Origin of the sequence: Streptomyces sp. NPDC006335, assembly GCF_040612795.1 — a bacterium.
Taxonomy (GTDB): Bacteria; Actinomycetota; Actinomycetes; order Streptomycetales; family Streptomycetaceae; genus Streptomyces.
On sequence record NZ_JBEXQX010000024.1, the window covers coordinates 85,366 to 110,892 of the forward strand.

Here is a 25,527-nt window from a genome sequence, read left to right on the forward strand (position 1 = left end):
AAGCAGAGACGAAAGGCCGTGAAAAGATGAGCGGTTCGGGAATGCGGTCGGCGGCGTACGGTCTGTTGCCGACGGACACTACGGAAGACGTACGGACGCGGGGGGCGGGCGTCTCAACACAGGTCGCCGTCCTTCCGGTCGGGAGCTTCGAACAGCACGGTCCGTACCTTCCCCTGGCGACCGACACCCTCGTCGCCTGTGCCGTCGCGCGGCAGATCGCCGCGGCGTACCCGGTGCACCTCCTCCCCCCGGTGACGATCTCCTGCTCGCACGAGCACGCGGCCTGGCCGGGGACCGTCAGCATCTCCGCCGTCACCCTTCACTCGGTGGTACGGGACATAGCGGCCTCGCTGCGCCGCTCGGGCGTCGAGGCCCTGGTCGTGGTCAACGGGCACGGGGGCAACTACGTGCTGGGCAACGTCGTGCAGGAGGCCTCCGCCCGCGGCGAGCGGATGGCGCTCTTCCCGGCCGCGGAGGACTGGGAGACCGCCCGTGCGGAGGCGGGAGTACTCACCTCGCTGCTCACCGACATGCACGCGGGAGAAATCGAGACCTCCATTCTTCTGCACACGCACCCGGAAAGTCTCCGCCCCGGTTACGAGACCTCCGATTTCGTCGCGGACGACCGTCGTCATCTCCTCACCCTCGGCATGTCCGGTTACACCGATTCCGGTGTCATCGGGCGCCCTTCACTGGGCTCGGCGGAAAAAGGGAAAGCCTTGCTGGAGAGCCTCGCGGCATCCTTCGGGACGTATTTCTCGATGCTGACCGAAGCAGACGTCGAATCCGACGCCGGCGCCGAGTAGGTCGCCGCCGGGCGCCGCAGACCCTGGTACCAGCGGGCGACCAGGACGGCCGCGCCCGGCAGGCTCGCCACGAAGCTGAGCACGCCGTACACGATCGCCGTCGCGAGGCCTGCTCCGGCGCCGAGGCCCATGGCGGCGAACGCCCAGGCGGTGACGCCCTCGCGGGGGCCGAACCCGCCGACGTTCAGGGGCAGTCCCATGGCGAGCAGGGCGAGCACGGCCAGCGGCAGCAGTACGGCGACGGAGGCGTCGGTGCCCGCGATGCGGGCGGCGAGCACGAACATCCCGAGGTGGCCGGTGAGGACGACGGCCGAGGAGAGCGCGACGCCAGGCCAGTTGCGGCGGGACAGCAGTGCCTCGCGTGCCTCACCGAGGGTCGCGCGCAGGACCCGGCCCCGGCGGGAGGAGGAGGTCCGGTTCATCCGCAGGGCCACCACGACGGCGAGCGCGCCGAGGCCCGCGAGTCCGGCGACGGGGGCGAGGTGGCGGGCCTCGGCCAGCACCGGGGAGTCCAGGGTGAGCAGCACGGCACCGCCGACGACCGCCAACGCGACTTGCCCGGCGACCCGTTCGAGGACGACCGCCCGCACCCCGCGGCCCATGTCGCCGGCGCTCTGCCCGTGGCGCACCGCGCGGTGCACGTCGCCGAGGACACCGCCGGGCAGGGCCGCGTTCAGGAACAGGGCCCGGTAGTAGTCGGCCACGGCCTCGCCGAGCGGCAGCCGGATCCGCAGCCCGCGGGCCACCAGCTGCCAGCGCCAGGCGCTGAACACGGTGGTCAGCACGCCGATCGCGAGCGCCGCCAGGAGAGCGGGGCCGTCGATCCGGCGCAGCCCTTCCAGGAAGACGCCGGTGCCCAGGCGCCACAGCAGGAGGGCGAGGATGGTGACGCCGGCGACGGTGCCGAAGTGGGTGCGCAGGGCCCGGGAGTTGAGGACCGAGTTCAGGGCGGTGCGCCACCGGGGGGCCTGGAGGGGCCGGGCCTCGGTGACGATCACGCCGATCCGGTCGTGGGAGACGGCGGCCTCGGTGAGGTCCGCGGCGGGCACACCGGCGGCGTCGAGGATCTCGGCGCGGGCCACCAGCGCCTCGGTGCGCGCCGTGAGCACCTCGTCCCGGGTCCGGACCACCTCGACCCGCAGCGTGCGGGCCCGGTCGGAGACGGAGCGCGACTCGACCGGTCCCGCGGGCCGCCGTACGGGCAGGCCGGGGCGCCCGGTCTCCGGGCGCACCGTCTCCACGCTCATGACGCTCCGCCCGTCGGGCGGGACAGTGCCAGCAGGTCGCTGTGGTGGACGACGACCTTCAACTCACCGGCGCGGCAGGCCTCCAGGCGGTCCCGGAGGTAGCGCTCGGCGCGCTCCTTGAGTTCGGGGCGCTCCTCGACGGCCGCGCCGACCCAGCCGCGCAGCCACTGCGCGGTGAGCGCGGACTCGGCGGCGCCCAGGCGCCAGGCGCTCGGGTGCAGTCGTACCGTCGCGCCCCGCTCGGAGAACGCCTCGCAGGCGACATTGACGGCGTCCGGGCCGAGGAGTCCGCCGCGCCGCTGGTGGGCGTTGAACGCGTCGGCGATCTCCTCGTCCAGCTTGTCGGGGGGGCTGAGTTCGACCCGTCCGGCCACGGACAGCGTGAGCAGGGCCGGGCAGCCGGCACCGGTGCAGGCGGCGGCGAGGGTGTCGATCTCCTCGCGGGTCAGGACGTCCAGGAGGGCGGAGGCCGTCACCAGGGAGGCGCCGGCGAGGGCCTCCGGGGTGAGCAGGCCGACGTCGCCGCGGCGCGTCTCGACGGTGACCCGGCTGCCGTCGGCCGCGGAGCGCGGGGAGGCGACGGCCGCGAAGTGCAGCAGGTAGGGGTCCCGGTCGTGCAGGATCCAGTGCTGGGGGCCGTCCAGGCGGGACGCCAGCCAGCGGCCCATCGAGCCGGTGCCGCAGCCCAGGTCGTGGATGACGAGTCCGGCCTTGCCGGGCAGGTTGGCCAGCCTGATCCGCAGCGGGTCGAGCAGGTCGGCCGCCCGCGCGGCCGCGTCGGGGCCCTCCCGCAGCTCCAGCCACTCGGGGGCGTAGCGGGGAGCGTCGTCGGGGCCCGCGTCCCGCAGCCGTACGGTGGGACGCTCGCCGGGGCGGGTGCTGGGACCGGCACCGGGGATGACCGATTCCGTGTCGGACGGGAGACCAGGCTGCACCGACGTCACCTCTCGAGGCCCCGGCTGGGCCGGGATCTTCCCGCTCTGCTTCGTTGCCGTCTTCCTCATGCCGCCCTCCTGGGCTCGCTCGGGAGTCGGCCGAGAACTCCGGCCAGGCTGCGGGCCGTGGTCGCCCAGCCGTCCAGGGCGGCCCGCCGGCCCCGGGCAGCCGCCTTGAGCCTGCGTCGTACGTCCGCCTCGCCGAACCAGCCGCGCAGTTCGGCGGCGAGGGCGGCGGGGTCCTCCGGCGGGACGAGGATGCCGGGCACTCCCCCGTCGGGGGCGCGGCCGACCGCCTCGGCGACGCCGCCGACGTCGGTGGCGAGCACCGGGATGCCGCGTGCGAGGGCCTCGGTGACCGCCATGCCGTAGGTCTCGGCGTAGGAGGTGAGGACCAGCAGGTCGGCGGCGGCGTAGCTGGCGTCGAGTTCGGCCCCGGCCTTCGGGCCGACCAGGTGCAGGCGGTCCTGGAGGCCGTACTTCTTGATGAGCATCCGCAGGTGGGCGACGTACTCGGGATCCTGGGTGATCCCGCCGACGCACACGCAGCTCCACGGCAGGTCCTGGGCGCCGGCGAGGGCCTCGATCAGCCGGTGCTGTCCCTTGCGGGGAGTGACCGCGGCCACGCACAGCAGCCGGGAGAGGCCGTCGGTGCCGGAGGCGAGCGGGGCGATGTCGGCGCCCGGGGTGGCGACGTGCACCCGGTCGGGGGCCAGGCCGTGGTGCGAGACCAGACGGCGTACGGCCCAGTCGCTGGTGGCGATGACGGCGGGCACGGCCCGCAGCACCTCGCGCTCCTTGGCGTCGAGTTCGAGGGCGAGCCCGGGTTCGAGGCCGGTCTCGTCGCCGAGCGGGAGGTGGACGAGGACGGCGATGCTCAGCCGCTCGGCCTCCGGGACGACGATCTCCGGGACTCCGCAGGCGACCAGGCCGTCGATGAGGACGACGGTGCCGTCGGGCAGGTCCCGCAGGGTGTGGGCCAGTTCGGTGCGGGCCGCCGCTCCCGGGCGGGGCCAGCTGCCGGCCACCGCGTGCCGCTCGACCTGCCAGCCGAAGCCGGGCAGGTCCAGGCAGACCCGCCGGTCGTAGGCGTTGCCGCCGCTCGGCGCGGTCGGGTCGTCCACGCCGCCCGGCATCACGAAGTGCACGGAGCGCAGGGACATCGGGATGATCTCGGCCTTCTTCAGGGCGGTGTGCTGCACGGGCACGTAGTCGAGTGTGGCCGCCCCCGGCGCCCGCCCGGTGGTCATGTCGGTCACAGGGCACGCTCGTAACTCGCCCACGCGACATGCGACTCGTGCAGGGTGACGGTCAGACCGGCGAGGCCCTTGGCGCCCTCGCCCAGCGCGCCCTTCTCGATGCGCTCGGCGAGCCGGTCCGCGATGACCTTCGCCAGGAACTCCGTGGAGGTGTTGACCCCCGCGAAGTCGGGTTCGTTGTCGAGATTGCGGTAGTTCAACTCGCTGACGACGGCACCGAGTTCCTGGGTGGCCAGTCCGATGTCGACGACGATGTTGTCGTCGTCCAGCTCTTGGCGCCGGAACGTGGCGTCCACCAGGAACGTCGCTCCGTGCAGACGCTGCGCGGGCCCGAAGACCTCGCCGCGGAAGCTGTGGGCGATCATGATGTGATCGCGGACGGTGATGCTGAACAACGGACGACCCTCCAGGTGCGGCGCGTCTGGTCCCCCGGCTGATCCCTGCCGGGGGATGCCGTGTAGTACGGCTCTCCGCTTCCCCGTGTTCAGCCGTCTCTCACTCTTTTCTCAGGTCAGGCGCTCTTGCCGTACCTCACGAGGTGACAGAGGGCCGGAATTTCCCCACTGGCCAGCCTGGGCATCACCTCCGGCAGATCTTCGAACGCGCTTTCCCCGGTGATGAGGGCGTCGAGCGCCGGATCGGCGAGCAGTTTCAGCGCGAGGGCGAGCCGGTCGCCGTAGCCGCGGTTGGCGCGGGCCGGCGAGACGGTGCCGACCTGGCTGCTGCGGACCGTCAGCCGACGGGAGTGGAAGGCCTCGCCGAGCGGCAGGCTGACGCGGCGGTCGCCGTACCAGCTCAGCTCGACGACCGTGCCCTCGGCGCCGAGGAGTTCCAGCGAGCGGGCCAGGCCCTGTTCGGTGGCGCTGGCGTGGACGACGAGGTCGCAGTCGCCGAGGGCGTCCGCGGGGGACGCGAACCCGACGCCGAGGGCCTCGGCGGTCGCGGCGCGGGCGGGGTCGGCGTCCACCAACTGGACCCGTACACCGGGAAAGCGGGCGAGGAGCGCGGCTACCGAGCTGCCGACCATGCCCCCGCCGACCACCGCGATCCGGTCGCCGATCAGGGGGGCCGCGTCCCAGAGGGCGTTCACCGCGGTCTCGACCGTGCCGGCCAGGACGGCCCGTCGGGCGGGCACGTCGTCCGGTACGACCGTCACGGCGCTCGCGGGCACTACGTACCGCGTCTGATGCGGGTACAGACAGAAGACGGTCCTGCCCTTCAGCGCGGCGGGCCCCTCCTCCACCAGCCCCACGCTGAGGTAGCCGTACTTCACGGGTCCCGGGAAGTCGCCCTCCTGGAACGGTGCCCGCATGGCCGCGTACTGGCTCTCGGGGACCTGACCACGGAACACGAGTGTCTCCGTGCCCCGACTGACTCCCGAGTACAGCGAGCGGACCAGCACCTCGTCCTCGCCGGGGGCCGGAAGCGGGGCCTCCCGTACCTCGCCCTCCCCCGGGGAGCGGAGCCAGAACGCGCGTGCGGCGGGCTTCATCGAGAACCTCCTGAACGATCGGCGAGCCGTGCACGTACCTGGTTCACGTACCGAGATGTGCACAGGCCGCGCACAGTACGCGGCCTTGATCGACTCTGTCATCTGGCCGGAGGAATGTGCGGTGGCCCTGAACAACACTTACGAAGCAAGGCTGGTCCAGCAGGAGACCGCTGTCGGAGCGGGCGTTCAGATCCTGTTGCTGGCCCTGCTCGGCACGGCGATCGGCATGGGGCCGGCGGGCTGGCTGACCGGTCTCGCCTTCGCCGTCGCCACCTGGGCCGTGCTCTCCAGGGCGCTGCACCGCACCCGGCCGCGGTCCTTCGGCCCGGCCAACCGGGTCACCCTCGGCCGGGCCACCCTGGTCGGCGGAGTGACGGCGCTGGTCGCCGACTCCTTCCAGGACTCCCCGCCGGTGACCCTCTTCGTCGGCCTCACGGCGGTGGCCCTGATCCTCGACGGCGTCGACGGCAAGGTGGCCCGCGCGACGGGCACCTCGACGCCGCTGGGAGCGCGGTTCGACATGGAGGTCGACGCGTTCCTGATCCTGGTGCTGAGCGTGTACGTGTCGATGTCCCAGGGCCCGTGGGTCCTCCTGATCGGCGCCATGCGCTACGGCTTCGTCGCCGCGGCCCGCGTCTGGAACTGGCTCAACGCCCCGCTGCCGCCGAGCATGGCCCGCAAGACGGTGGCCGCGCTCCAGGGGATCCTGCTGCTGGTGGCCGCGTCCGGCTACCTGCCCCACCTGGCGACCTTCGGGGTCGTCGCCCTGGCCCTCGCCACGCTGGTCTGGTCGTTCGGCCGGGACATCCTGTGGCTGTGGCGCACCCACCGGGCGGACCAGGCGGCCGTGGAGGAACTGCTGGACCTGGTGCCGGCGACCGCACCGCAGGTCGTGGCGTCGAGGGCCTGACGGGACGTGGCTCCTGGCGCCCGCGCAGGCACGGGGACGGGCTGGACCTCGATCGGGGAGCACCAGAAGGCGGCCCGCCACCGGCACCACGAGTCGCCGCCCTTCACCGGCGCGCGCCGCACCTCAACACCCGGCCGAGGACTCTCGGGACTGGCCCTGACACCGGCACCGCAGACACCAGGCGCACAGGATCGGGACCGGGAACCCCCACCCCGGCCCCCGAAGCCGATCGCCCCCTGAGAGACGCTCAGCCCTTCACCGGACGCGCCGCGCATCAAGGCCCGACCAGGAACTCCCCCAGCGAATCCCGACGCCGACACCGCAGACACCGGACGCGCCGCGCCTCAACCCCCGGCCGAGAACTTCCCCACCCGGGTCCCGACACCGCCACGCCAGGCACCCGGCGGACCGGGCCGCGACCAGGAACTCCCCCGCAGAGGATCCCGGCACCCGCACCGAAGCCGATCACCTCTTGAGGGGCGCTCAGCCCTTCACCGGCCCGTGCCGCACCTCAACACCCGGCCGGGCACTTCCCGAGCCGGGTCCCGACACCGCCACGCCAGGCACCCGGCGGACCGGACCACGACCAAGGACTCCCGCAGCGGATCCCGACACTCACACCGAAGCCGATCACTCTTGAGGGGCGCTCAGCCCTTCGCCCGTGCCACACCTCAACACCCGTCCGGGCACTTCCCGAGCCGGTCCTGACACCGACACGCCAGGCAGCGGGCAGACCAGACCACGACCAGGAACTCCCGCGGCGGAGCCCGGCGCCGCGTCGCCCGACCGAGAACTGGGCCACAGGTCACCTCCTGAGGCGCTCAGCCCTTCAGCGGTACCCGGTACACCGTCGACTCCCGCTGTCGGAACCCCTGCCGTTCGTACAGCCGGTTGGCGGCCGCCCGGTCCGGGCGGGAGGTCAGGTCGACGGTACGGGCTCCGGCCTCCCGGGCGAGCCGGATGGCCTCCCTGATCAGCAGTCCCGCGATGCCCTGGCCGCGTGCCGCGTGGTCGACGATCACGTCCTCGATACGGGCCCGCAGCCCCGCGGGCGCGGGGAACATCACGAGGGTCAGGGTGCCCACGACCGCACCGGACGCAGACCTGGCGATCAGCATCGTGTTGGCGTCACAGGCCAGGATGCGGTCGAGCGCGGCAAGGTCGAGGGCCTCGGCAGTCGAGGACAACTGCGGCAGCATCCGCGCGAAGGCGTCGACGAGCTCCTGGTCCGCCTCCCGGGCGATCTCCACCCGGATGTCCTGAGTCTCCATGGGGTGGACCCTATCGCCGCGGCGTCGCAGTCCTACGGCAGATCCGATCCGCCGGGGCGCGTGAGCCGTTCGGCGGATCACGGGGCGGGTGGGTGAGGGGACCCCGGAGCACCTGCACTCTCCGACGCGCCACCCCTGCCCGCAGGACCGACGTCCGAAGCGCCCGTTTCCTACCGCCGGGGCAACAACCCCACCGCAGCGACCGGCACCGCAGCCAGCACCAGCCACGGCACCGCGGCCGGCAGGCCACCCTCCAGGAGGGAGCCGGTGACGGAGCTGCCGATCAGGACGATCAGGCCGGAGACCGAGGACAGCGCCCCGGTGTAGAGGCCGAGTCGGCCCGGTTCCGCGAGGTCGGGGACCCAGGCCCGGGCCACCGGCGCGACGAGCATCTGCCCGAACGTGAGCAGCACGACGAACCCGGCCGAGGGCAACAGACCCGCCGTACCGCTCCAGTCGGCGGGACGGGACACCGCGACGACCGCGAACCCGGCGCCGATCAGCAGCAGTCCGGCCGCCATCGACCGGCGCAGCGTCAGCCTGGAGCCGGCCCAGCGGGTGACGGGGAGCTGGGCGGTCACCACCAGCAGCGAGGACAGGGCGAACAGCCAGGCCAGCGCCGACTGCGAACCGGTCGCGCGCTCCACCTCGTCGGGGAGGGCGAGGTAGAGCTGGTTGTAGGCGAGCAGGTAGGCGCCGTAGGCGCAGCACAGGGCGAGGAAGCGGCGGTTGCGGACCAGCGCCCCCAATCCCCCTTCCAGTCGCACCCGTTGCCGTCCCGGGATGCGCTGCGGCAGCATCCACGCGTGCCCGGCGAGGACGATCACGAAGATCCCGGCGCCCGCCAGACACACCGTCCGGAAGTCCACCGACAGCAGCAGCGCGCCGAGCAGCGGCCCCACGAAGGCGCCGGCCTGCCCGGCGACCGTGAACAGCGCGAGCACGCGGGTGCGTTGACCGCCCTCTTCCTCGTGGACGACGGCCTGACGGGCGACCTCGGACTCCACCGCCGGCGAGAACAGCGCAGCCGCGAACCCGATCAGCAGGACGGCCCCGATCACCGACCAGGTCTCCCCCGCGTACCCGAGCCAGACGAATCCGGCGACCCGCAGCACGCATCCGGCGAGGACGACCGGTCGGATCCCGTACCGGTCGGCGAGCGCGCCCCCCACCACGAACAGCCCTTGCTGGCTGAAGGTCCTGAGCCCCAGCACGAATCCGACCAGCCATCCCGCCATCCCGACGGTCTGCCCCAGGTGTTCGGACAGGAAGGGCAGTACCGCGAAGAAGCCGACGTTGAAGGCGAGTTGGGTGACGATCAGCAGCCGCAGCAGCGGCGAGAGCGGGGCGGGGGCGGTCCGGGGCGCATCGACCGGCGTCGACGTCATCCGGCCTCGGCCTCCACCAACTCTCTGGCGGGCACGCATTGTTCGGTTCCTTTCGTGGTCGAACCAGGACGAGAACGAGGACGAGGACGAGGGCGCCGTCGCGGCCACCGCACCCCGCCCGCCGCGCTCACGGCGAGCGCGCCCAGCAGGGCGAGGGCGGCGGCGGGGGCGAGGACGGCCCAGGGGGCGCGTTCGGCGTAGGGCTGGTTCTCGGCGAGGAGCAGGCCCCACTCCGGCGAGGGCGGCTGGGCGCCGAGGCCGAGGAAGCCGAGGGAGGCGAGGGCGAGCGCGACGCCGGGCAGGCGCAGCAGGGCGTGCCGGGTGACGGGCGGCAGGATCGCGGGCAGCAGTTCGTGGCGCAGGAGGTACCAGCGGCTCGCGCCCAGGGCGCGGGTGGCCGTCAGGTGCGGGGTGGCGTGTTCCTGCCGGAGCAGCGAGGAGGTGTGCGCGGCGAGTGCCGCCCAGGAGACGGCGGCCACGGCGAGCGCGGGGGTGGCGGGGCCGCTCCCGGCGACGGCGGTCACGAGCAGTGCGGCGAGCACCGGCGGTACGGCGTTGACGGTGTCGACGAGCGGCCCGGACAGCCGGGGCAGCAGCCCGAGCAGGACACCGGCCACCAGTGCGGTGACGCTGATGGCGAGGGCGGCGAGCAGGGTGTCGAGGGCTCCGTGGCCGACCCGGGCGAGCAGATCCCGGCCGAGCGCGTCGGTGCCGAACGGGTGGGCCCAGGACGGGGGTTGGAGACGCGCTCCGGTGTCCAGGGTGAGCGGGTCGCGGAACAGGCCGAGCGCCACGACAGCGGTCAGGAGACCCCCGTACAGCAGAGGCAGGGTGCTGCGGGTGGACCGTCGCGGGCGGTGCAGGGAGTCCAGGGCGCCGTCCCGCAGGGCCGGGCCGGCCAGGAGGCGGACGGCGAGTGCCGCGAGGCCGGTGGCGGTGACCGCGAGGAGCAGGAGGGCGAGGGTGCCGGCCTGGAGTACGGGCAGGTCCTGGGCGAGGGCGGCCTGGAGGGTGGTGCGGCCGAGGCCCGGGATGTCGTAGATCTGCTCCACGGCGACCGATCCGGCGGTGAGGCCGACGACGAACAGGGCCAGGTTGGGCAGCAGTGCGGGTACGCAGCGGCGGACGGCCTGGGCGGCGACGGTACGGCCCGGCAGTCCGCGGGCGTCCGCGGCGAGCGCCCAGGGTTCGGTGAAGGCGCCGGGCAGCAGGTCGTCGAGGAGGCGTCCGAGCACGGCCCCGGCGGGCAGGCCGAGGGCGAGGGCGGGCAGGACGGTCCACCGGGGCCCGTACCAGCCGAGGGCGGGCAGCCAGCCGAGTTGTACGCCGACGACGGTGGCGAGCACGGAGGCGGTGAGGAACTCGGGCAGCGCGGCGAGCATCGCCGAGGTGCCGCCGCCGGCCCGTCGCCCGTCCAGGCGCCGGTGCGCGCCGAGCCACAGGGTGCGGGCGCACACCAGGGCGGCGGTGGCGGCGGCGACCACGAGGGCCGCCGTCACCAGCAGCAGGGACACCCCGAGTGCCTGGACGACGGTCGGGGTGACCTGCGTGCCGTTCAGCCACGAGCGCCCGGCGTCCCCGCGGGGCAGCCCGCCGAGCCATTCGCCGAGCAGGTGCAGGGGGCCCTGGTCCAGGTCCAGTTGGGCCCGGATGTCGGCCAGTACCCGCGGTGTCGGGTCGCGGTCGGCGGACCGCGCCTTGAGCACGGTGAGGGCGGGGTCGGTGCGCGACAGCCACGGCAGCAGGCCGATCCCGCAGACCAGGGCCGCCGCGAGCAGGACACGCCACAGCAGGGTGGCCACTCGGTGCCGCATGGATCAGCGTCGCGTTCCGGGGCCGACGAGGGTTCGTTCGTACGGGTCGAGCAGCACGCCCCGGACGTCGGTGGCGACGCCGACGATGATCTCCTGGTGGGCCAGTGGGACGACGGCGTCGGTGCCGAGGATCGCCGCTTCGGCGCGCATGGCCGCGTCCTGCCGTTCGCCGGTGTCGGCCACGGCGTCGGCCTCGGCGACCGCCCGGTCGACCTTCCGGTCGCACAGCCGGGCGAGGTTGTAGCCGCCGTCGCAGGTGTAGTCGCTCGCGAGGACGCCGACGGGGTCGCCGGTGTCGACGAGGCTGTTGCGGGCGCCGATGAACGCGTCGAACTTCCCCGCGAGCGCGTCGCTTTCGAGCCGCGAGTACTCGCGCACCACCAGCGTGACCTTGAACCCGGCCTTCTGGAGCTGCTGTTGGAGGACCTGGGCCGCCTCGGGGAGTTCGGGCCGGTTGTCATAGGTGGCGAGGGTGACGGAGGTGCCGTGCGGGTCGGCGGCGGTCGCGCGCCCGGTGGGCGGTACGCGCTTGCCCTCCGCCCAGGTCACGGCCGGTCCGTAGAGGCCGGCGCCGGGATCGGCGTACCCCTCGAAGACGCCCTTGACCACGGCGGAGCCGTCGATGGCCTCACGGGCGGCGGCGCGCAGCTTCGGGTCCTTGAACGGCCCGGACCTGGTGTTGAGTTGGAGGCTGGTGGTGCGGGTGGTGGCGGCCTCCTCAAGGGTGGCCTTGTCCAGGGTGGCGGCCTGGGCCACGGGGATCGCCTCGGCGATGTCGACCTGGCCGGTGCGCACGACGTTGGCGCGGGCGGTGCCGTCGGCGATGAAGCGGGCGTCGACGCCGGAGGCCTGGGCGCGGCCGCCCCAGTAGTCGTCGAAGCGGTCGAGGGCGGCGGAGGTGGAGCCGGTGACCTCGGTCAGCTCGAAGGGGCCGGAGGCGGTGCCGACCGGATCGACGCCGCCGTCCTTGCCGTAGGCCTTCGCGGCGAACACGGCGAGGCTCGGGCTGGACAGCCGCAGCGGCAGGACGGGGTCGGCGGTCCTCGTGGTGATGCGTACGGCGCCGTCCGCCGCCTTGGCCGTGAGGGTGACGCCGGCGAGGGCGGCCGGGGCGGGCCTGGCCTTTGTGGCGTGGGTGAGGGCGGCGGCGACCGCGGCCGGGGTGACCTCGGAGCCGTCCTGGAAGGTGGCCTCGCGCAGGGTGAACAGCCAGGTGCGGTCGTTCTCGCGGCGCCAGGACCGGGCGAGCGCGGGGGCGGCGGCGCCGTTGGCGTCGAGCGCTGTCAGGCCCTCGCTGACGCCGAGGCGGCTGAGGAGGGTGGCGTCGGCGCCGTACGGCGAGAGGTTCTCGGCGGGCGGGAAGGCGAGGGCGACACGGAGGCGGGCGCCGTCGCCCGCGTCATCTGCGGAGTCGCCGCCCTGGGAGGCGAAGCAGGCGGTGAGCAGCGGGGCGAGCAGGAGGGAGCCGAGGGCGTGCCGGCGGCGCATCACGGTCACCGTCCCATCGGTATCTCGAAGTGGACGACGTTGCTCGCGCCGCCGGGGGTCTCGCGCTCGTCGTGCACGACCTTGGCGATGGAGCGCCAGAAGGGTTCGGCGCCCGGGACCGCCGGGTCGGTGTGCAGATACACGGAGCGGTAGCCGCCGTCGGCGGCCGCGAAGGCGAGCAACCGGTCGACCATGCGGCGGGCGAGGCCGCGCCTGCGGTGCTCGGGGCGGACGTAGATCCGCCGCAGTTGGGCGGTCTCGCCGCTGGGGTAGCGCTCGGCCAGCTCGCGTGGGTTCGGCGGGTGGGCGGGGCCGCGGGAGTCGAGGGCGGCGGTCGCCACGACGGCCTGGTCGTCCGGGTCGAGGGCGACGAGGAGGGTGTGGCGGGCCGGGACGAGATAGGCGGCGGCCGGGTCGATGATGTCGGCGTGCCAGCGGGGCACGTACCCGGTTCCGAAGTCGCGGTAGACGGTGTCGAGCATCACGGCTCGCGCACCTTCGAGGTCGTCCGGGCTCGCCGTCCTGATGCTGTAGTTACGCACTTGCACATCATATGCATTAAGGATTCCGAGGTGATCGCGGGGGCGATTTGACAGTGATCTAACGCACGCCATAGAACCTACCGACATGACATCCATTTTCAAAAAGATGGAGCGGTAGTGCGCATCGCCTTCGTCGGCAAGGGCGGCAGCGGCAAGACCACCCTGTCGGCGCTCTTCTCCCGCCATCTGGCCCGTTCCGGCGCACCAGTGCTGGCCGTGGACGGCGACATCAACCAGCATCTCGCCGAGGCGCTGGGCCACGACGGCGACGAAGCCCTGGGCGCCCCGCCGTTGGGCGCGCACGTGGCCGACATCAAGGACTTCCTGCGCGGCACCAATCCGCGGATCGCCTCCCGCGAGGCGATGATCAAGACCACGCCGCCGGGTCGCGGCTCGCGCCTGCTGCGGCTGCTGGGCGATGACGAACTGCACGCCAGACACGTCCGGCGGGTGGGTGACGTCCCGCTGATGGTGACGGGCGAGTTCGACGAGAGCGATCTCGGCGTGGCCTGCTACCACTCCAAGCTGGGCGGGGTGGAGCTGTACCTCAACCACCTGGTCGACGGTCCCGGCGAGTACGTCGTCGTCGACATGACCGCCGGCGCGGACGCGTTCGCCTCGGGCCTGTTCACCCGCTTCGACGTGACCTTCCTGGTGGCCGAACCCACCCGCAAGGGCGTCTCCGTCTACCGCCAGTACCGGGACCACGCACGGGAGTTCGGGATCCGGATCGCCGTGATCGGCAACAAGGTGACCGGCGAGGACGACCTGCTCTTCCTCAAGGAGCACGTCGGCGACGACCTGTTGACCCACCTGGTCCAGTCACCCTGGGTGCGGGCGGCCGAACAGGGCCGCGCCGAGGGCGGCCCGGAGTCGCTGGAACCCCACAACCGGCACGCCCTGTCGATCCTGCGCGAGACGGTCGACGCCCACCCCCGCGACTGGCCGACGCTCCACCGCCACGCGGTCGACTTCCACCTCCGCAACGCCCGCTCGTGGGCGAACGAGGCGACCGGCCTCGACCTGGCGGACCAGGTGGACCCGGACTTCGTCCCGGGCCCGGCCTCCCTCCACTGACCCACCTCCTCCCAGCTCACGACAACAGGACAGGAACCCCCCTCACATGTCTCTCGACGTCTCCCCGAAGCTCCTCGCCGAAGCCGAACAGGGCGACATCCGCGAGGAGGACTTCGTGGACACGGTCCGCACGTCCCTCCCCTACGCCTACGACCTGATCGCCACCCTCGCCACCGAACTGCGCGACGGCCAGGCCGAGTTCACCGACAACCAGACCCCTCCCCCGTCGGAGAAGGAACGCGGTCAGCTGCTGCGCGCCCTCGCCAGCGACGCCATCCGCGGCAGCCTGGAACGCCACTTCGGCGTGGCCCTGGCCTTCCAGAACTGCCACCGCGTGGCCGCCTTCCGCCCGGAGTCGGTCGACGGCGAGACGTACGCCCGCTTCACCTCGGTGCGCTCGCAGGTACTGAACCAGTCGCCGGAGTTCCGGGACTGCTGAGCCGGCCCCGGTGGACCGTGTGGCCCTCCCCGGACACGGGAGGGCCACACGGTCGCTACCTCCGGACCGCCGCCTCGGCCGGAGCCGGCGCGTACCCCGTAGGCCGGGCCGTGAAGGTGCCCCGGCCCTGGGTGCGGCTGCGCAACCTCGTGGCGTAGCCGAAGAGTTCGGCCAGGGGCACGGTCGCCGTGACGACGGCCGAGCCGCCCCGCGTGGCCGAGCCCGAGACCCGGCCGCGGCGGGCCGCGAGGTCGCCGAGGACCGCGCCGACGGCGTCCTCGGGCACGGTGACCGTGACCTCGACGACGGGTTCCAGGAGCACCATCGCGCAGGCGCGCAGCGCCTCACGGAGGCCGAACCGGCCCGCTGTACGGAACGCCGTGTCCGAGGAGTCCTTCACATGGGTCGACCCGTCGGTCAGCGTGACGCGCAATCCCGTCACCGGGTGCCCGCCGAGAGGCCCCTCGGCCAGGGCGTCCCGGCAGCCGGCCTCGACCGCGCGGACGTACTCCTGCGGGACGCGCCCGCCGACCACCGTGGAACGGAACTCGAAGCCAGCTTCGGCGGGTTCGACATCGAGGACGACGTGCGCGAACTGCCCTGCCCCGCCGTCCTGTTTGACGTGCCGGTGGACCAGCCCGGACACCCCGCGCCCGACCGTCTCCCGGTAACTCACCTTCGGACGGCCGACGTTGAGCGTCAGGCCGTGCTCACGCCGTACTTTCTCCACCGCCACCTCCAGATGCAGTTCACCCATGCCGGACAGCAGGGTCTGCCCCGTCTCGGCGTCCGTGCGGACGACGAGCGAGGGATCCTCCTCGGCCAGCCGGGCGAGCGCCGTGGCCAACCGGTCGGTGTCGACGGCCCGTCGGGGCTCGACCGCCACCGACACGACCGGCTCGGCGGCACCGGGCGGTTCGAGCACGAGCGGGGCGTCCGGCGCGCACAGGGTCGAGCCCGCTCGGGCCGCCTTCAGCCCGACGACGGCGACGATGTCACCGGCGACCGCCCGTTCCAACGGGGCGTGCCGGTCGGCCTGGACCCGCAGGATCCGTCCGACGCGCTCGGTGCGCCGCGCACCCGCGTCCCACACGGTGGCTCCCTTCTCGATCGTCCCCGAGTACACGCGTACGTACGTCAGCCGTCCCGTGGCAGTGGCGTTCACCTTGAACGCCAGCGCCGCGAAGGGGGCCGCCGGGTCGCAGGGCCGTTCCTCGCCGTTCTCGCCGCATACGGCGGGCACGTCGAGCGGTGACGGCAGGTACGCCACGACAGCGTCCAGCAGCGGTTCGACGCCGCGGTTGCGGTAGGCCGAGCCGCACAGGACGACCACACCGTCGCCGCTGCGGGTGAGGTCGCGCAGGGCGGCGGTGAGGGTGCCGGCGGAGAGGGTCTCCCGGTCGCAGAACTCCTCCAGAGCGGCCGGATGCCGTTCGGCGACGGCCTCCTCGAGCGTGCGGCGACGCCTGAGCGCCTCCTCGCGCAGCCCGTCCGGCACCGAGCCTTCCTCGGCCGTGTCACCGTCCGCCCAGGTCAGCGCACGCATCCGCACCAGGTCGACGACTCCGCTGAAGCCGTCCTCGCTGCCGATGGGCAACTGCACCACCAGCGGGGCCGGATGCAGCCGTCGCCGGATCGACTCCACGGCCGCGTCCAGGTCGGCGCCCGCGCGGTCCATCTTGTTGACGAACGCGATCCTCGGCACACCGTGCCGGTCGGCCTGCCGCCACACCGACTCGCTCTGCGGCTCCACGCCCGCGACCGCGTCGAACACCGCGACAGCTCCGTCGAGCACCCGCAGCGAGCGCTCCACCTCGTCGGCGAAGTCGACGTGTCCCGGGGTGTCGATCAGGTTGAGGCGGTGTCCGTCCCACGCGCAGCTCACGGCAGCGGCGAAGATGGTGATCCCGCGGTCCCGCTCCTGCGGGTCGAAGTCGGTGACGGTGGTGCCGTCGTGGACCTCACCGCGCTTGTGCGTGGTCCCGGTGGCGAACAGGATCCGCTCGGTGACGGTGGTCTTGCCGGCGTCGACGTGGGCGAGGATGCCGAGGTTGCGGACGACGGCGAGCGGGTCGGGGTGGTGGATGGTGCGCACGGCCCATGGCCTTTCGGGTGGTGTGATGACAGGGCTGCGCGATGACCCGTACGACGACATGACGGCACGTCACATAGGTGTGTCGTGACGGAGTTTGCTGTGTCAGGCGGTCGTCGCGGGCGTCCGGTGCCGGCCGCGCAGCGGGCACCGGAGGGTCGAGGACACGAGGATCACGTCGTACGACGTCCGGGGAACGGCGACAGCGCTGCGCACGCACACGGCCGTACCCCTCTCACTCGTCGTCCTCTTCATGGGCTGCGTGGTGAGTGTAGGGACAAGGGAAGGGGCGGGGCACAGGATTTTTTCCGTGCCCCGCCCCTTCGGGTCCGGGAGTCGGTCTAGAGGCCCTGGAGTCCGTCGTAGGCGGACATGACGAGGTCCAACCCCCGGGTGTCCTCGGCGGGTTCACGCATCTGGTTGGTCGCGTACGCCACCGCCATGCGGGTGTCGGGGTCGATCATGACGAGGGATCCGCCCCAGCCGCCCCAGCCGAAGGTGGTGCCGAAGAGGCCGTAGCCCAGGCCGTAGCGCTGGGTCATGCCGATCACGCGGTCCTCACCGCTGAACTGCTCCTCCCGGGCCCGCGCGGCGCCCGCCGCCGACAGCAGCCGTACGCCCCGCACGGTGCCGCCGCAGGCGAGCGCGGACTGGACGAGCGCGATGGAACGGGCGTTGCCGAAGCCACTGGCGGCGGGGATCTGGGCGCGTCGCCACGCCACGCTGTTGCCGTCCCGGACACGCGTCGCGGTCCCGGTGGCGGGTGTCGCGTCGTTGCCCGGGGCGCTCGCGGTGTAGTCCTCGTCCCGGCCGGGCGGCGGGAGGGTGCGGGCGACGCGGTGGTCGTGCTCGGCGGGCAGTCCGATGTGGAAGTCGGCGCCGAGGGGTCCGGTGACCTCCTGGGCCAGGAACTCGCCGACCGTGCGGCCGGTGATCCGGCGCAGGACCTCGCCGACCAGGAATCCCTGGGTGAGGGAGTGGTAGCCGGCCGCGGTGCCGGGTTCCCAGAGCAGCGGCTGGGCGGCGAGCCGGGTGGTGGCGGCCGGCCAGTCGTAGAGCTCGTCGACCGGGCCTTCCCAGTGGGGCAGCCCCGCGGTGTGCGACAACAGGTGCCGTACCAGCACCTTCTCCTTGCCGGCGGCGGCGAACTCCGGCCAGTACCGGGCGACCGGGGCGTCTAGGTCGAGATCGCCGCGGTCGGCGAGGATCAGGGCGCACAGCGCCGTCATCGTCTTGGTCGTGGAAAAGACGTTGGTGATCGTGTCCCGCTCCCACGGGATCGTCCGGTCGGCGTCGGCGAAACCGCCCCAGACGTCCACCACCGGTTCACCGTCCACGAGGACGGCCACCGAGCCGCCGACGTCCCCCTCGTCCAGCAGCGCCGCCAGCTTGTTGGGGACGGCGGAGAACAGGTCGTCGTACGTGCCCTGGATGTCGGCCATGACGGGTATTGAGCCCGCGGCACCGGGCCGAGGTCAACCGAATTACGGCTTACGGGTAAATGAGCGTCGCGCTCGCCGTTTCCCGTACGGCGGACGGGCCTTGAGTGGATCATTGGGGGAGCCCCGTTGCAGCGCGGGCGCGGTGGGTCGCGGGCGGAGGTGGCTGAGTGACGGTCGACGTTCAAGGACCGGCATGGGCGGTCCAGGGGCTGGGAGTACGATCCGGACGGTATCCGCTGGCAGTCGAAGGGCCGGTGATGCGAGCGGTGGACCGCCTGGTGCCCGGGGTGTCCACGGTGACCCGGTACCTCCGGTACCACTCCCTGTACGCGGCGATCGCCGCCCATGCCGAGCGGCGGGACCTCGACACCACCGCGTGCCGCGGGCTGGTTCGCCGCTGCGAGGTGCTGCTGGCCGCGCTTCAGTGCGCGGACGCGTCGGCCGAACCGGAGTGGTCGGCCCACGGGGTCGATCGGGTACGTCGCTTCTGCGGGGAGGACCTGGAACTCGCGCGAGCGGTGGGCGAGGAGGACCTGAGCCAGTCGTACTCGCCCCGCCGCTGGGGCTTCTGGGACCAGTACGGCGGATCTGCCGTGGTCCTCGGCACCGTGGAGCTCAGGCAGGCGGCGCTCAGGCCCGGCCGCCACCCGTGCCCGCCCGCCGTCGGTGAGGCCTTCGCCCCGCTGCTGTCACTGGCGGAACGGGACGTCGTCCCCTCGCCCGCGTTGGAAAGAGCCGGGCAGGCCGCCCTCGGAGTGCCGCTCGCCGCCGAACGGGAATGGCTGACCCGGCTGATCACCGCGACCGCCGCCTCAGGCGTGCACGTCCCGGAGGACTGGGAGGCGTCCGACCTCACCCGCCGTGCGACGCTGCGCACCCTCGGCCGGGCGATCGAGCTCCACGGCCACGACGGTGAGGGCTTCCAGGAGACGCTGCGTTCAGCGGTGGCGTTCGGCGAGACCCTGACCGGCGACCCGGTGCTGGCCTCGATCCCGGAGGCCGCGGGCTGGCGGGGACTGCTGCTGCGGCACTACTCCGTCGGCGCCTGGCGCAGGCTGTGGGCGGCACTGGTGGCGGAGATCGGGTCCAAGGACGGCGAGGCCGACCGGTCCGCCGAGGAGCTTCGCGGCTGGCTGGCACAGCAGGCCCCCGACCGGACGCTGCGGCGGACGCTGGACGACCTGCCGCCGCTCAAGGACACCGCGGGTCACCTGCTGCCGGCCGAACGGCAGGTCCTGGAGCAGGGCGGTGACACGCCGATGACCGCTGTGCTCCTGTTGCTGGTCGGCGCGCTCCGGTCCCGGGAGGGCCATCTGCCCGGCGACGTACGGGCCGTTTTCCTGGGGCGGCGACGGCGTGCGGCCGAGTTCCTCGACCCGACCTGGGTCGACGGCCTCGTCGTCGACCACCTCGACCGGCCCGTGAGCGACCTGGCCGCCCGCCTGGTGGACGACATGCTCGCCCAGTCCCGCCGGGTCGCGCTCGCCAAACTGCGCCCCGACCCGGCGACCGGCGGACTGAAGATCTTCTCCCGTCTGCATCTGCGGGACGAGAGGTACTTCAAGACCGGTGACGAAGGAGACTCCGACATCGGTACACGCATCCCCCAACTCGGCTCCTTCGGAAGCCAGTTGGACCTGTTCACCGTCCGGGACGACTGTCACGCCGTCACCGCCGCCGGCCGGACGATCCTGGAGTTGAGCTCGTGAGCGTGGCCCGGCACACCCGTTTCGCCTCCCCGGTCACACTGCTGCACGACTGGCTCGAACGCGGCGGCAGGCCCCTGCACGAGGCGCTCTTCATGGGGTTCACCGTCGATCTTCCGTTCCTGGAGAAGGTCGCGATCCCCGTGGCGCGCGCTCTCGGCGCCCGCACCGCGGTGATCAGTGACGCAGCCCAAGGCCTCCACGACCCGGTCGACGTACGCATGGCCGGCCGAAGCTACCTCCACGGCCCCGCCACCTGTCACGGCGCGTTCCATCCCAAAGTCGCGCTGTTGCTCGGCGAGGACGCCTGCCGGGTCGCCGTCGGCTCGGGCAATCCCACCCTGTCCGGTTGGGGCGCCAACGACGAGCTGTGGACCGTGGTCGAGACGGAGCAGGGCGCCTCCCACCCGGTCCTCGCCGATCTCGCCGACTGGCTGGACGAACTGCCCGCCGTCGTGGACCTCGCGCCCTGGTCCGCGGCCCATCTCCGGGAGATCGCGGCCATCCTGACGGAGCGCCATGTCAACGCCCCGCCCGGGGACTCGGAGGCCGGGCCCCGACTGCTGCACAACCTCCACCGCGGTCTGCTGGAGCAACTGACACCCGGCCCCGTGGACGAGCTGCACGCCTACGCCCCGTTCGTCGACCCCTCCGGCCAGGCCCTGCGCCTGCTGGTCGAACACCTCGCACCGCGCCGTACGCTCCTGGGACTTCAGCCCCGTTGGTCGAGCTACGACGCCGAAACGGTGAAGGCGGCCCTCAAGGACACGTCCGCGCAGATACGACTGCTCGACGAAACCCGCATGCGCCACGGCAAGTTCATCCAGTGGCGGCAAGGCGATCGCCGGTACGCGCTGACCGGCAGCCCCAACCTCACCCGAGCCGCCCTGTGCACCAGCACGCGGGACACCGGCAACTGCGAACTGGCCGTACTCGCCACCGAGCCCTCGTCGCTGCTCCCCGACGAGGGACGCGTCACTCCCCTCGCCGGCCTGACGGGCCGCACCGTCCGGCCCTTCACCGCCGCCGCCCGCACATTGGTCCTGCTCGGGGCCAAGGTGGACAGCGACGGTCTGCACGTCGCCCTGGACCGGGGGCGCCCGACGCCCGTCACGATCAGCAGCTCACCGGACGGCTCGCCGGGTTCCTGGACCGAGCTCGGCGACGTCCCCACCGGGCGGCGGACCTGGTCGTTCCCGCTTCCGGAGATGCCCGGTGCGGCGGTGCGCGCCACCTGTGTCCGGCCTGACGGTGACACCGCCGAATCCGCCGTCGTCTTCGTCTACAGCCCGGTGCACTGCGCACGCCGTGGCGACGCCGACAGCGGGATCACACTGAAGTACGACTACACGGCACAGGCCCTCTTCTCGGACGAACGTACCGCACGGCGCTTCGAGGCCGACCTGCTGCGCCTGCGGGAACTCACCGCCGCGAGCTCCCCGCCCCGGGTGAGCGCCGCGACCAGCACGACGTCCGGTCCTGTCGCGGTCGGTGCCGTCAGCGAGGTCGACCGCTGGGACGCCTACCTCGCGGACTGTCGCAGGATGCTCGGGGACCGACTGACGGACCTGGCATTCGGCACCTCGCAGTTCGACCTTCCGCAGGCACCCACGTCACCGTGGATCCTGTCGGCGGTCTCCGGTACGGATGACGACGAGGCGTACGAGGACGACACGGACGACCAGGAACCCACGGACGAGGACCTCGCACCGTACGTGGCGCCGGAGCAGCGAGCCCTCTGCCGCACCTGGGTCCGGCGCTGGCTGAGAACGCTGGCCGATCCCCGGCCCCAGGCCGTGTGCGCACTGCCGGTGCGGCTGCTCGTGGCGAGTCTGTACGTCCAACTGCTGGCCGCAGGTGTCTGGGACGAGGACGACGACAGTTGGCGCACCGGACTCGGCGACCTTCTCACCGCCCTGACTCCGGAGGGTGCGGCGGCCGTCGCGGACGAGCAGGCGCCGCCCGAGTCCCGGCGCCGGCTGGAAGCGGTCACGGCCGTGGTGATGACGCTGCTCAGCCAGGACGCCGTGTTCACCGGCGGCGGTGAGCACGACGTACGGGCCGCCCACGCCTGGCGGCGGAGCAAGGCCGTGGTCGCGAGAGCCGAGCCGGACCGGGCGCGGGACCTGATGATCTCGCCGCGGCAGGCCCTGGCCCGTGTCGCGTCCTGGAGCGAGGTGGAGCAGCTCATCGGCCTCGCCCAGGAGGCCGACCCCTATGCCGAGGTGACCGCGGAGTTCTCCGCGGCGGGCTGGTCGGCCGGGTACGAGGACGGGCTCTGGGAGATCGAGGGCTCCTTCGGCAATCCGGTACCGGTCGTCGCGAGAGTCGCCGACCGGCTCGGGCGGCACACCTCCGACGCGGTGCTCGTCCGGGCCCGGGGCCGGGACCGTTGGACGTTCGTCGCGTGGGCGAAGCCCTGCCTGGTGCTGCTGCACTCCCCGGCGCGCGTCTGGCGCACCTACGAGATACGTCCCCCGGCCACTCCGGAGTCACGGTTCGCCACTGGTGATCTTTCCGCGGTTCCGGGTCGTGTCGGCGCCCCGGCCCCGCTGCGCAACGGTCCGCCCGAAGCCCTCAGGACGATCCTCGGCGAGGTGGGGATCCCCTACCCCGAACTGGTGCGCCGCCTGTACTCGGACGGGAGCTGAACGGCGCCCGCCGGGTCCGGGCCCCGCTCACCGGGCCACCGGTGTGCCGCGCTGTTCGGGCCGGGTGGGCGCGATGATCGTGGGAGCCGATCCGGGCCGGCCGGGAACCGCTTCGCCGAGAACCTGGCAGCGTGCCAGACCGTGCCGGGACCACAGAGCGGCGGTCCACGCGCAGAGCAGCGCGTCGATGAGGTCTTCGCGATGTTTGTAGGGGGCGTCCCGCTCGGGTGAAGGCTCGGTCATGAGTCGCCGGGAAACCGGGTGTGACGCCGGCAGCAGCGGCGGGTCGGCCTCGGCCAGGCCCGCGAGGCGGGCGATCAGCGCGTCGCACACCTGCGCCCGCGTCAGCCGCCATCCCTGCGGGGGCCTGCGCCCCGGGCGCTTGTACCGGGGCCGCTCCAGGTCGTAGCCGAACTCGGCGGCGCCGACCAGAGTCGTGTACGGATAGCACTCGGACAGGACGAGCCCGTCGGTCGGTGGGCCGTCGAGGCCGTCGTGGTAGGCCCAGCCGGATTCCTGGAGGCGTGCGCGCAGCAGGACTCCGGCCTGGTGGCGGGAGTTCTGGTTGGTGCTGTTCGCGCTGACCTTCCAGCGGCCGTACCGGCGGCCCACCTCCCGCTCGCAGGGTCGCTGGCCCGCGGGGTTGTCGACGACGAGGGGCGCGTCGACGAAGGCCAGCGTCGATCCCTCGACGGCCGCCTCGGCCATCCACGCGACGGTCTCCTCGACACCACGGGTCCAGCCGCAGTCGATCACCGTGCCGGCCTCGTCGATGACCGCGACGCCGGTCTCGTTGGGCCCGATCCGTGTGCCGGTCCGCGCCCAGGCGAGGTCGACGCCGATGAACCGTCGCATTCCCATGCACCGGTGGTACCAGAGCAGTCCTGACACGCGAAAGACCCCCGCTCAGCGGGGGTCTTCGTCAGTGTCCGAGGGGGGACTTGAACCCCCACGCCCGATAAAGGGCACTAGCACCTCAAGCTAGCGCGTCTGCCATTCCGCCACCCGGACCAGGTGTCTGCCGCCTTGACGGGGCTGTTCCCCGCGGCGACATGGACAACAATACCAAGCTTTCGGAGCGCCCTTCACCTGCATATCCCTTCGGGGAGAGTCCGTGACGACAGTATTCTGTATACTGTTGGCTCCAAACGGCCCCTGCTCGGAGGCGACATGGAAGATCTGGATTCCGCGGTGGTGCTGGGGATGGCAGACCAGGCACCCGACGGCGTAGTGATCATCGACAGGGAAGGGCTGATCCGCTACTGGAACCGGGGGGCGGAGCGCATCTTCGGGTTCGCGGCGGCCGACGTGGCCGGGCGGAGCCTGGACGTCATCATTCCCGAGAGGCACCGCAAGCGGCACCAGGAAGGCTTCGACGCGGCCATGGAGCGGGGGTCCAGCAAATACGGGGACGCCGATCTGCTGAACGTGCCCGCGTTGGCGGCGGACGGACGCAAGCTGTCCATCGAGTTCAGCGTGGTGCTGCTGTCGGGCCCCGACGGCAGCCCCTACTGCGGCGCGGTCATCCGGGACGTCACCGCGCGGCGCGAGCGGGAGCGGGAGCTGATGCGGCGCCGGGCCGAGGCTGCCCAGGCGTCGGCCTGATCGCTGCTGCATGGTGAAGGGGCCGTGACCTTCGAGGTCACGGCCCCTTCAGCGTTCCGCTCAGACGATGACCCCGCTCTCCTTCAGCCGGCCGATCGTCTCCTCGTCGTAGCCCAGCTCGACCAGGACCTCGGAGCTGTGCTCGCCCAGCAGCGGGGCGCCGACGACCTCCGGCTTGAAGGAGGAGAACTTCACCGGGCTGCCGACGGTCAGATACGTGCCGCGGCCCTTCTGCTCGACCTCGACGACCGTGCCGCTCTTGCGCAGGTCCTCGTCGTAGGCGATCTCCTTCATGCTCATCACCGGGGCGCAGGGCACCTCCCACTCCCGCAGGATGTCCACCGCCTCGTACTTCGTCTTGTCCGCGAGCCACTTCTCGATCTCCTCGAAGATCTCGAAGATGTGCGACTGGCGGGCGCGCGCGGTGGCGTACTCCGGGTCCTCGGCCCACTCGGGGTGGCCGATCACCTCGGCGGTGCGCTTCCAGTTCTGCTCCTGGACGGTGAAGTAGATGTACGCGTTCGGGTCGGTCTCCCAACCCTTGCACTTGAGGACCCAGCCGGGCTGGCCGCCGCCGCCCGCGTTGCCGCCGCGCGGCACCACGTCGGTGAACTCGCCGTTCGGGTACTGCGGGTACTCCTCCAGGTAGCCGACCCGCTCCAGGCGCTGCTGGTCGCGCAGCTTGACGCGGCAGAGGTTGAGCACGGCGTCCTGCATGGAGACGGAGACCTTCTGGCCCCGGCCGGTCTTCCCCCGGTCGATGATCGCGGTGAGGATGCCGATCGCCAGGTGCATCCCGGTGTTGGTGTCGCCGATGGCCGCGCCGGAGATGGTGGGCGGGCCGTCCCAGAAGCCGGTGGTGGAGGCGGCGCCGCCCGCGCACTGGGCGACGTTCTCGTAGACCTTGAGGTCGTTCCAGGACGACTGGTCGTTGAAGCCCTTGACCGAGCCGAAGATCAGGCGCGGGTTGAGCTCCTGGATGCGCTCCCAGGTGAAGCCCATGCGGTCCAGGGCGCCGGGCGCGAAGTTCTCCACCAGGACGTCGGCGTCCTTGATGAGCTTCTCCAGGACCTCCTTGCCCTCGGCGGTCTTGGTGTTGATGGCGAGGGAGCGCTTGTTGCTGTTGAGCATGGTGAAGTAGAGCGCGTCCAGGTCCTCGATGTCCCTGAGCTGACGGCGCGTCACGTCACCGCCGTTGGGGCGCTCCACCTTCAGGACGTCGGCGCCGAACCAGGCGAGCATCTGCGTGCAGGCGGGGCCGGCCTGGACCCCGGTGAAGTCGATCACCTTGATTCCGGCGAGCGGCTTTTCACTCATGTGTGCTTCCTTTTCGTGAAGTTGCGCGGTCGAGGTGGCCCAGGAG

20 protein-coding genes, 1 tRNA gene and 1 pseudogene are annotated in these 25,527 nt (G+C 72.5%); 7 read left to right on the forward strand and 15 right to left on the reverse strand.

What is annotated here, in order from left to right; translation table 11 throughout:
- Positions 1–26 precede the first annotated feature (26 nt).
- On the forward strand, positions 27–806 hold the full coding sequence (locus ABZ098_RS40250; protein ID WP_356599168.1) for a creatininase family protein: 780 nt from the start codon (positions 27–29) through the stop codon (positions 804–806).
- A 113-nt stretch (positions 807–919) separates the two neighbouring features.
- Here the strand turns inward: ABZ098_RS40250 and ABZ098_RS40255 are convergent.
- The 5 genes and pseudogenes from ABZ098_RS40255 to ABZ098_RS40275 form a co-directional block, all read right to left on the reverse strand.
- Positions 920–2,053, reverse strand: a pseudogene (locus ABZ098_RS40255) (lysylphosphatidylglycerol synthase transmembrane domain-containing protein); the annotation flags it as partial.
- On the reverse strand, positions 2,050–3,057 hold the full coding sequence (locus tag ABZ098_RS40260; RefSeq protein WP_356599170.1) for a class I SAM-dependent methyltransferase: 1,008 nt from the start codon (positions 3,055–3,057) through the stop codon (positions 2,050–2,052). The gene ABZ098_RS40260 and the pseudogene ABZ098_RS40255, both read right to left, overlap by 4 nt.
- Positions 3,054–4,247, reverse strand: a complete 1,194-nt coding sequence (locus tag ABZ098_RS40265; RefSeq protein ID WP_356599172.1) for a glycosyltransferase family 4 protein — start codon at positions 4,245–4,247, stop codon at positions 3,054–3,056. Before ABZ098_RS40265 ends, ABZ098_RS40260 begins: the two co-directional genes overlap by 4 nt.
- The gene (locus ABZ098_RS40270) at positions 4,244–4,642 is read right to left on the reverse strand and encodes a 6-carboxytetrahydropterin synthase (RefSeq protein ID WP_356599174.1); all 399 of its coding nucleotides are present in this window, start codon (positions 4,640–4,642) and stop codon (positions 4,244–4,246) included. The genes ABZ098_RS40265 and ABZ098_RS40270 overlap by 4 nt, the downstream gene beginning before the upstream one ends.
- Positions 4,643–4,758: 116 nt before the next feature.
- A complete protein-coding gene (locus ABZ098_RS40275) occupies positions 4,759–5,739 on the reverse strand; it encodes a zinc-binding alcohol dehydrogenase (RefSeq protein ID WP_356599176.1) in 981 nt (326 codons plus the stop codon).
- A gap of 121 nt (positions 5,740–5,860) precedes the next feature.
- On the opposite strand from ABZ098_RS40275, the gene ABZ098_RS40280 reads away from it, so the two are divergent.
- A complete protein-coding gene (locus ABZ098_RS40280; RefSeq protein WP_356599178.1) occupies positions 5,861–6,649 on the forward strand; it encodes a CDP-alcohol phosphatidyltransferase family protein in 789 nt (262 codons plus the stop codon).
- A gap of 821 nt (positions 6,650–7,470) precedes the next feature.
- On the opposite strand, the gene ABZ098_RS40285 is transcribed toward ABZ098_RS40280, so the two are convergent.
- The 5 genes from ABZ098_RS40285 to ABZ098_RS40305 form a co-directional block, all read right to left on the reverse strand.
- The gene (locus ABZ098_RS40285; RefSeq protein WP_356599180.1) at positions 7,471–7,920 is read right to left on the reverse strand and encodes a GNAT family N-acetyltransferase; all 450 of its coding nucleotides are present in this window, start codon (positions 7,918–7,920) and stop codon (positions 7,471–7,473) included.
- Between the two features lie 170 nt (positions 7,921–8,090).
- On the reverse strand, positions 8,091–9,308 hold the full coding sequence (locus tag ABZ098_RS40290; protein ID WP_356599182.1) for an MFS transporter: 1,218 nt from the start codon (positions 9,306–9,308) through the stop codon (positions 8,091–8,093).
- Positions 9,305–11,122, reverse strand: coding sequence for an ABC transporter permease subunit (locus ABZ098_RS40295; protein WP_356599184.1), 1,818 nt, complete (start codon positions 11,120–11,122; stop codon positions 9,305–9,307). Before ABZ098_RS40295 ends, ABZ098_RS40290 begins: the two co-directional genes overlap by 4 nt.
- 3 nt (positions 11,123–11,125) lie before the next feature.
- A complete protein-coding gene (locus tag ABZ098_RS40300; RefSeq protein ID WP_356599231.1) occupies positions 11,126–12,610 on the reverse strand; it encodes an ABC transporter substrate-binding protein in 1,485 nt (494 codons plus the stop codon).
- A 5-nt stretch (positions 12,611–12,615) separates the two neighbouring features.
- Complete coding sequence (locus tag ABZ098_RS40305) at positions 12,616–13,152, reverse strand: GNAT family N-acetyltransferase (protein ID WP_356599186.1); 537 nt, start codon at positions 13,150–13,152, stop codon at positions 12,616–12,618.
- Between the two features lie 117 nt (positions 13,153–13,269).
- Here ABZ098_RS40305 and ABZ098_RS40310 point away from each other — a divergent pair, with 117 nt between their 5' ends.
- Together ABZ098_RS40310 and ABZ098_RS40315 are read left to right on the forward strand one after the other, a co-directional pair.
- A complete protein-coding gene (locus tag ABZ098_RS40310; RefSeq protein ID WP_356599188.1) occupies positions 13,270–14,229 on the forward strand; it encodes an ATP-binding protein in 960 nt (319 codons plus the stop codon).
- 46 nt (positions 14,230–14,275) lie between these two features.
- Positions 14,276–14,668, forward strand: coding sequence for an SCO5389 family protein (locus ABZ098_RS40315; RefSeq protein WP_356599190.1), 393 nt, complete (start codon positions 14,276–14,278; stop codon positions 14,666–14,668).
- A 55-nt stretch (positions 14,669–14,723) separates the two neighbouring features.
- Here ABZ098_RS40315 and fusA read toward each other — a convergent pair whose 3' ends face one another.
- Positions 14,724–16,763 carry an elongation factor G gene (fusA, locus tag ABZ098_RS40320; protein ID WP_356599192.1) on the reverse strand — a complete coding sequence of 680 codons (2,040 nt, stop codon included), beginning with the start codon at positions 16,761–16,763 and terminating at the stop codon, positions 14,724–14,726.
- Between the two features lie 338 nt (positions 16,764–17,101).
- Positions 17,102–18,202 carry a serine hydrolase domain-containing protein gene (locus ABZ098_RS40325; RefSeq protein WP_356599194.1) on the reverse strand — a complete coding sequence of 367 codons (1,101 nt, stop codon included), beginning with the start codon at positions 18,200–18,202 and terminating at the stop codon, positions 17,102–17,104.
- A gap of 257 nt (positions 18,203–18,459) precedes the next feature.
- Here ABZ098_RS40325 and ABZ098_RS40330 point away from each other — a divergent pair, with 257 nt between their 5' ends.
- Positions 18,460–19,911: a hypothetical protein gene (locus ABZ098_RS40330; protein WP_356599196.1), complete on the forward strand. Its 1,452-nt coding sequence runs from the start codon at positions 18,460–18,462 to the stop codon at positions 19,909–19,911.
- Positions 19,908–22,559, forward strand: coding sequence for a hypothetical protein (locus ABZ098_RS40335; protein ID WP_356599198.1), 2,652 nt, complete (start codon positions 19,908–19,910; stop codon positions 22,557–22,559). Before ABZ098_RS40330 ends, ABZ098_RS40335 begins: the two co-directional genes overlap by 4 nt.
- Before the next feature lie 27 nt (positions 22,560–22,586).
- On the opposite strand, the gene ABZ098_RS40340 is transcribed toward ABZ098_RS40335, so the two are convergent.
- Both ABZ098_RS40340 and ABZ098_RS40345 read right to left on the reverse strand, forming a co-directional pair.
- The gene (locus ABZ098_RS40340) at positions 22,587–23,420 is read right to left on the reverse strand and encodes a DUF429 domain-containing protein (RefSeq protein ID WP_356599199.1); all 834 of its coding nucleotides are present in this window, start codon (positions 23,418–23,420) and stop codon (positions 22,587–22,589) included.
- Between the two features lie 65 nt (positions 23,421–23,485).
- Positions 23,486–23,570 (reverse strand) — tRNA-Leu (locus tag ABZ098_RS40345).
- Positions 23,571–23,729: 159 nt separating this feature from the next.
- Between ABZ098_RS40345 and ABZ098_RS40350 the strand changes: the two genes are divergently transcribed.
- Positions 23,730–24,164, forward strand: a complete 435-nt coding sequence (locus ABZ098_RS40350; RefSeq protein ID WP_356599200.1) for a PAS domain S-box protein — start codon at positions 23,730–23,732, stop codon at positions 24,162–24,164.
- Positions 24,165–24,224: 60 nt separating this feature from the next.
- Here ABZ098_RS40350 and frc read toward each other — a convergent pair whose 3' ends face one another.
- The gene (gene frc, locus ABZ098_RS40355) at positions 24,225–25,481 is read right to left on the reverse strand and encodes a formyl-CoA transferase (RefSeq protein ID WP_356599201.1); all 1,257 of its coding nucleotides are present in this window, start codon (positions 25,479–25,481) and stop codon (positions 24,225–24,227) included.
- Between the last annotated feature and the right edge of the window lie 46 nt (positions 25,482–25,527).

Excerpts from the sequence above, each read along its gene's own strand:
- ABZ098_RS40250 (WP_356599168.1), top strand. The coding sequence starts at position 27 with ATGAGCGGTTCGGGAATGCGGTCGGCGGCGTACGGTCTGTTGCCGACG.
- ABZ098_RS40260 (WP_356599170.1), bottom strand. The coding sequence starts at position 3,057 with ATGAGGAAGACGGCAACGAAGCAGAGCGGGAAGATCCCGGCCCAGCCG.
- ABZ098_RS40275 (WP_356599176.1), bottom strand. The coding sequence starts at position 5,739 with ATGAAGCCCGCCGCACGCGCGTTCTGGCTCCGCTCCCCGGGGGAGGGC.
- ABZ098_RS40285 (WP_356599180.1), bottom strand. The coding sequence starts at position 7,920 with ATGGAGACTCAGGACATCCGGGTGGAGATCGCCCGGGAGGCGGACCAG.
- ABZ098_RS40290 (WP_356599182.1), bottom strand. The coding sequence starts at position 9,308 with ATGACGTCGACGCCGGTCGATGCGCCCCGGACCGCCCCCGCCCCGCTC.
- ABZ098_RS40295 (WP_356599184.1), bottom strand. The coding sequence starts at position 11,122 with ATGCGGCACCGAGTGGCCACCCTGCTGTGGCGTGTCCTGCTCGCGGCG.
- ABZ098_RS40300 (WP_356599231.1), bottom strand. The coding sequence starts at position 12,610 with ATGCGCCGCCGGCACGCCCTCGGCTCCCTCCTGCTCGCCCCGCTGCTC.
- ABZ098_RS40315 (WP_356599190.1), top strand. The coding sequence starts at position 14,276 with ATGTCTCTCGACGTCTCCCCGAAGCTCCTCGCCGAAGCCGAACAGGGC.
- ABZ098_RS40325 (WP_356599194.1), bottom strand. The coding sequence starts at position 18,202 with ATGGCCGACATCCAGGGCACGTACGACGACCTGTTCTCCGCCGTCCCC.
- ABZ098_RS40330 (WP_356599196.1), top strand. The coding sequence starts at position 18,460 with ATGCGAGCGGTGGACCGCCTGGTGCCCGGGGTGTCCACGGTGACCCGG.
- ABZ098_RS40340 (WP_356599199.1), bottom strand. The coding sequence starts at position 23,420 with ATGGGAATGCGACGGTTCATCGGCGTCGACCTCGCCTGGGCGCGGACC.
- ABZ098_RS40350 (WP_356599200.1), top strand. The coding sequence starts at position 23,730 with ATGGAAGATCTGGATTCCGCGGTGGTGCTGGGGATGGCAGACCAGGCA.
- frc (WP_356599201.1), bottom strand. The coding sequence starts at position 25,481 with ATGAGTGAAAAGCCGCTCGCCGGAATCAAGGTGATCGACTTCACCGGG.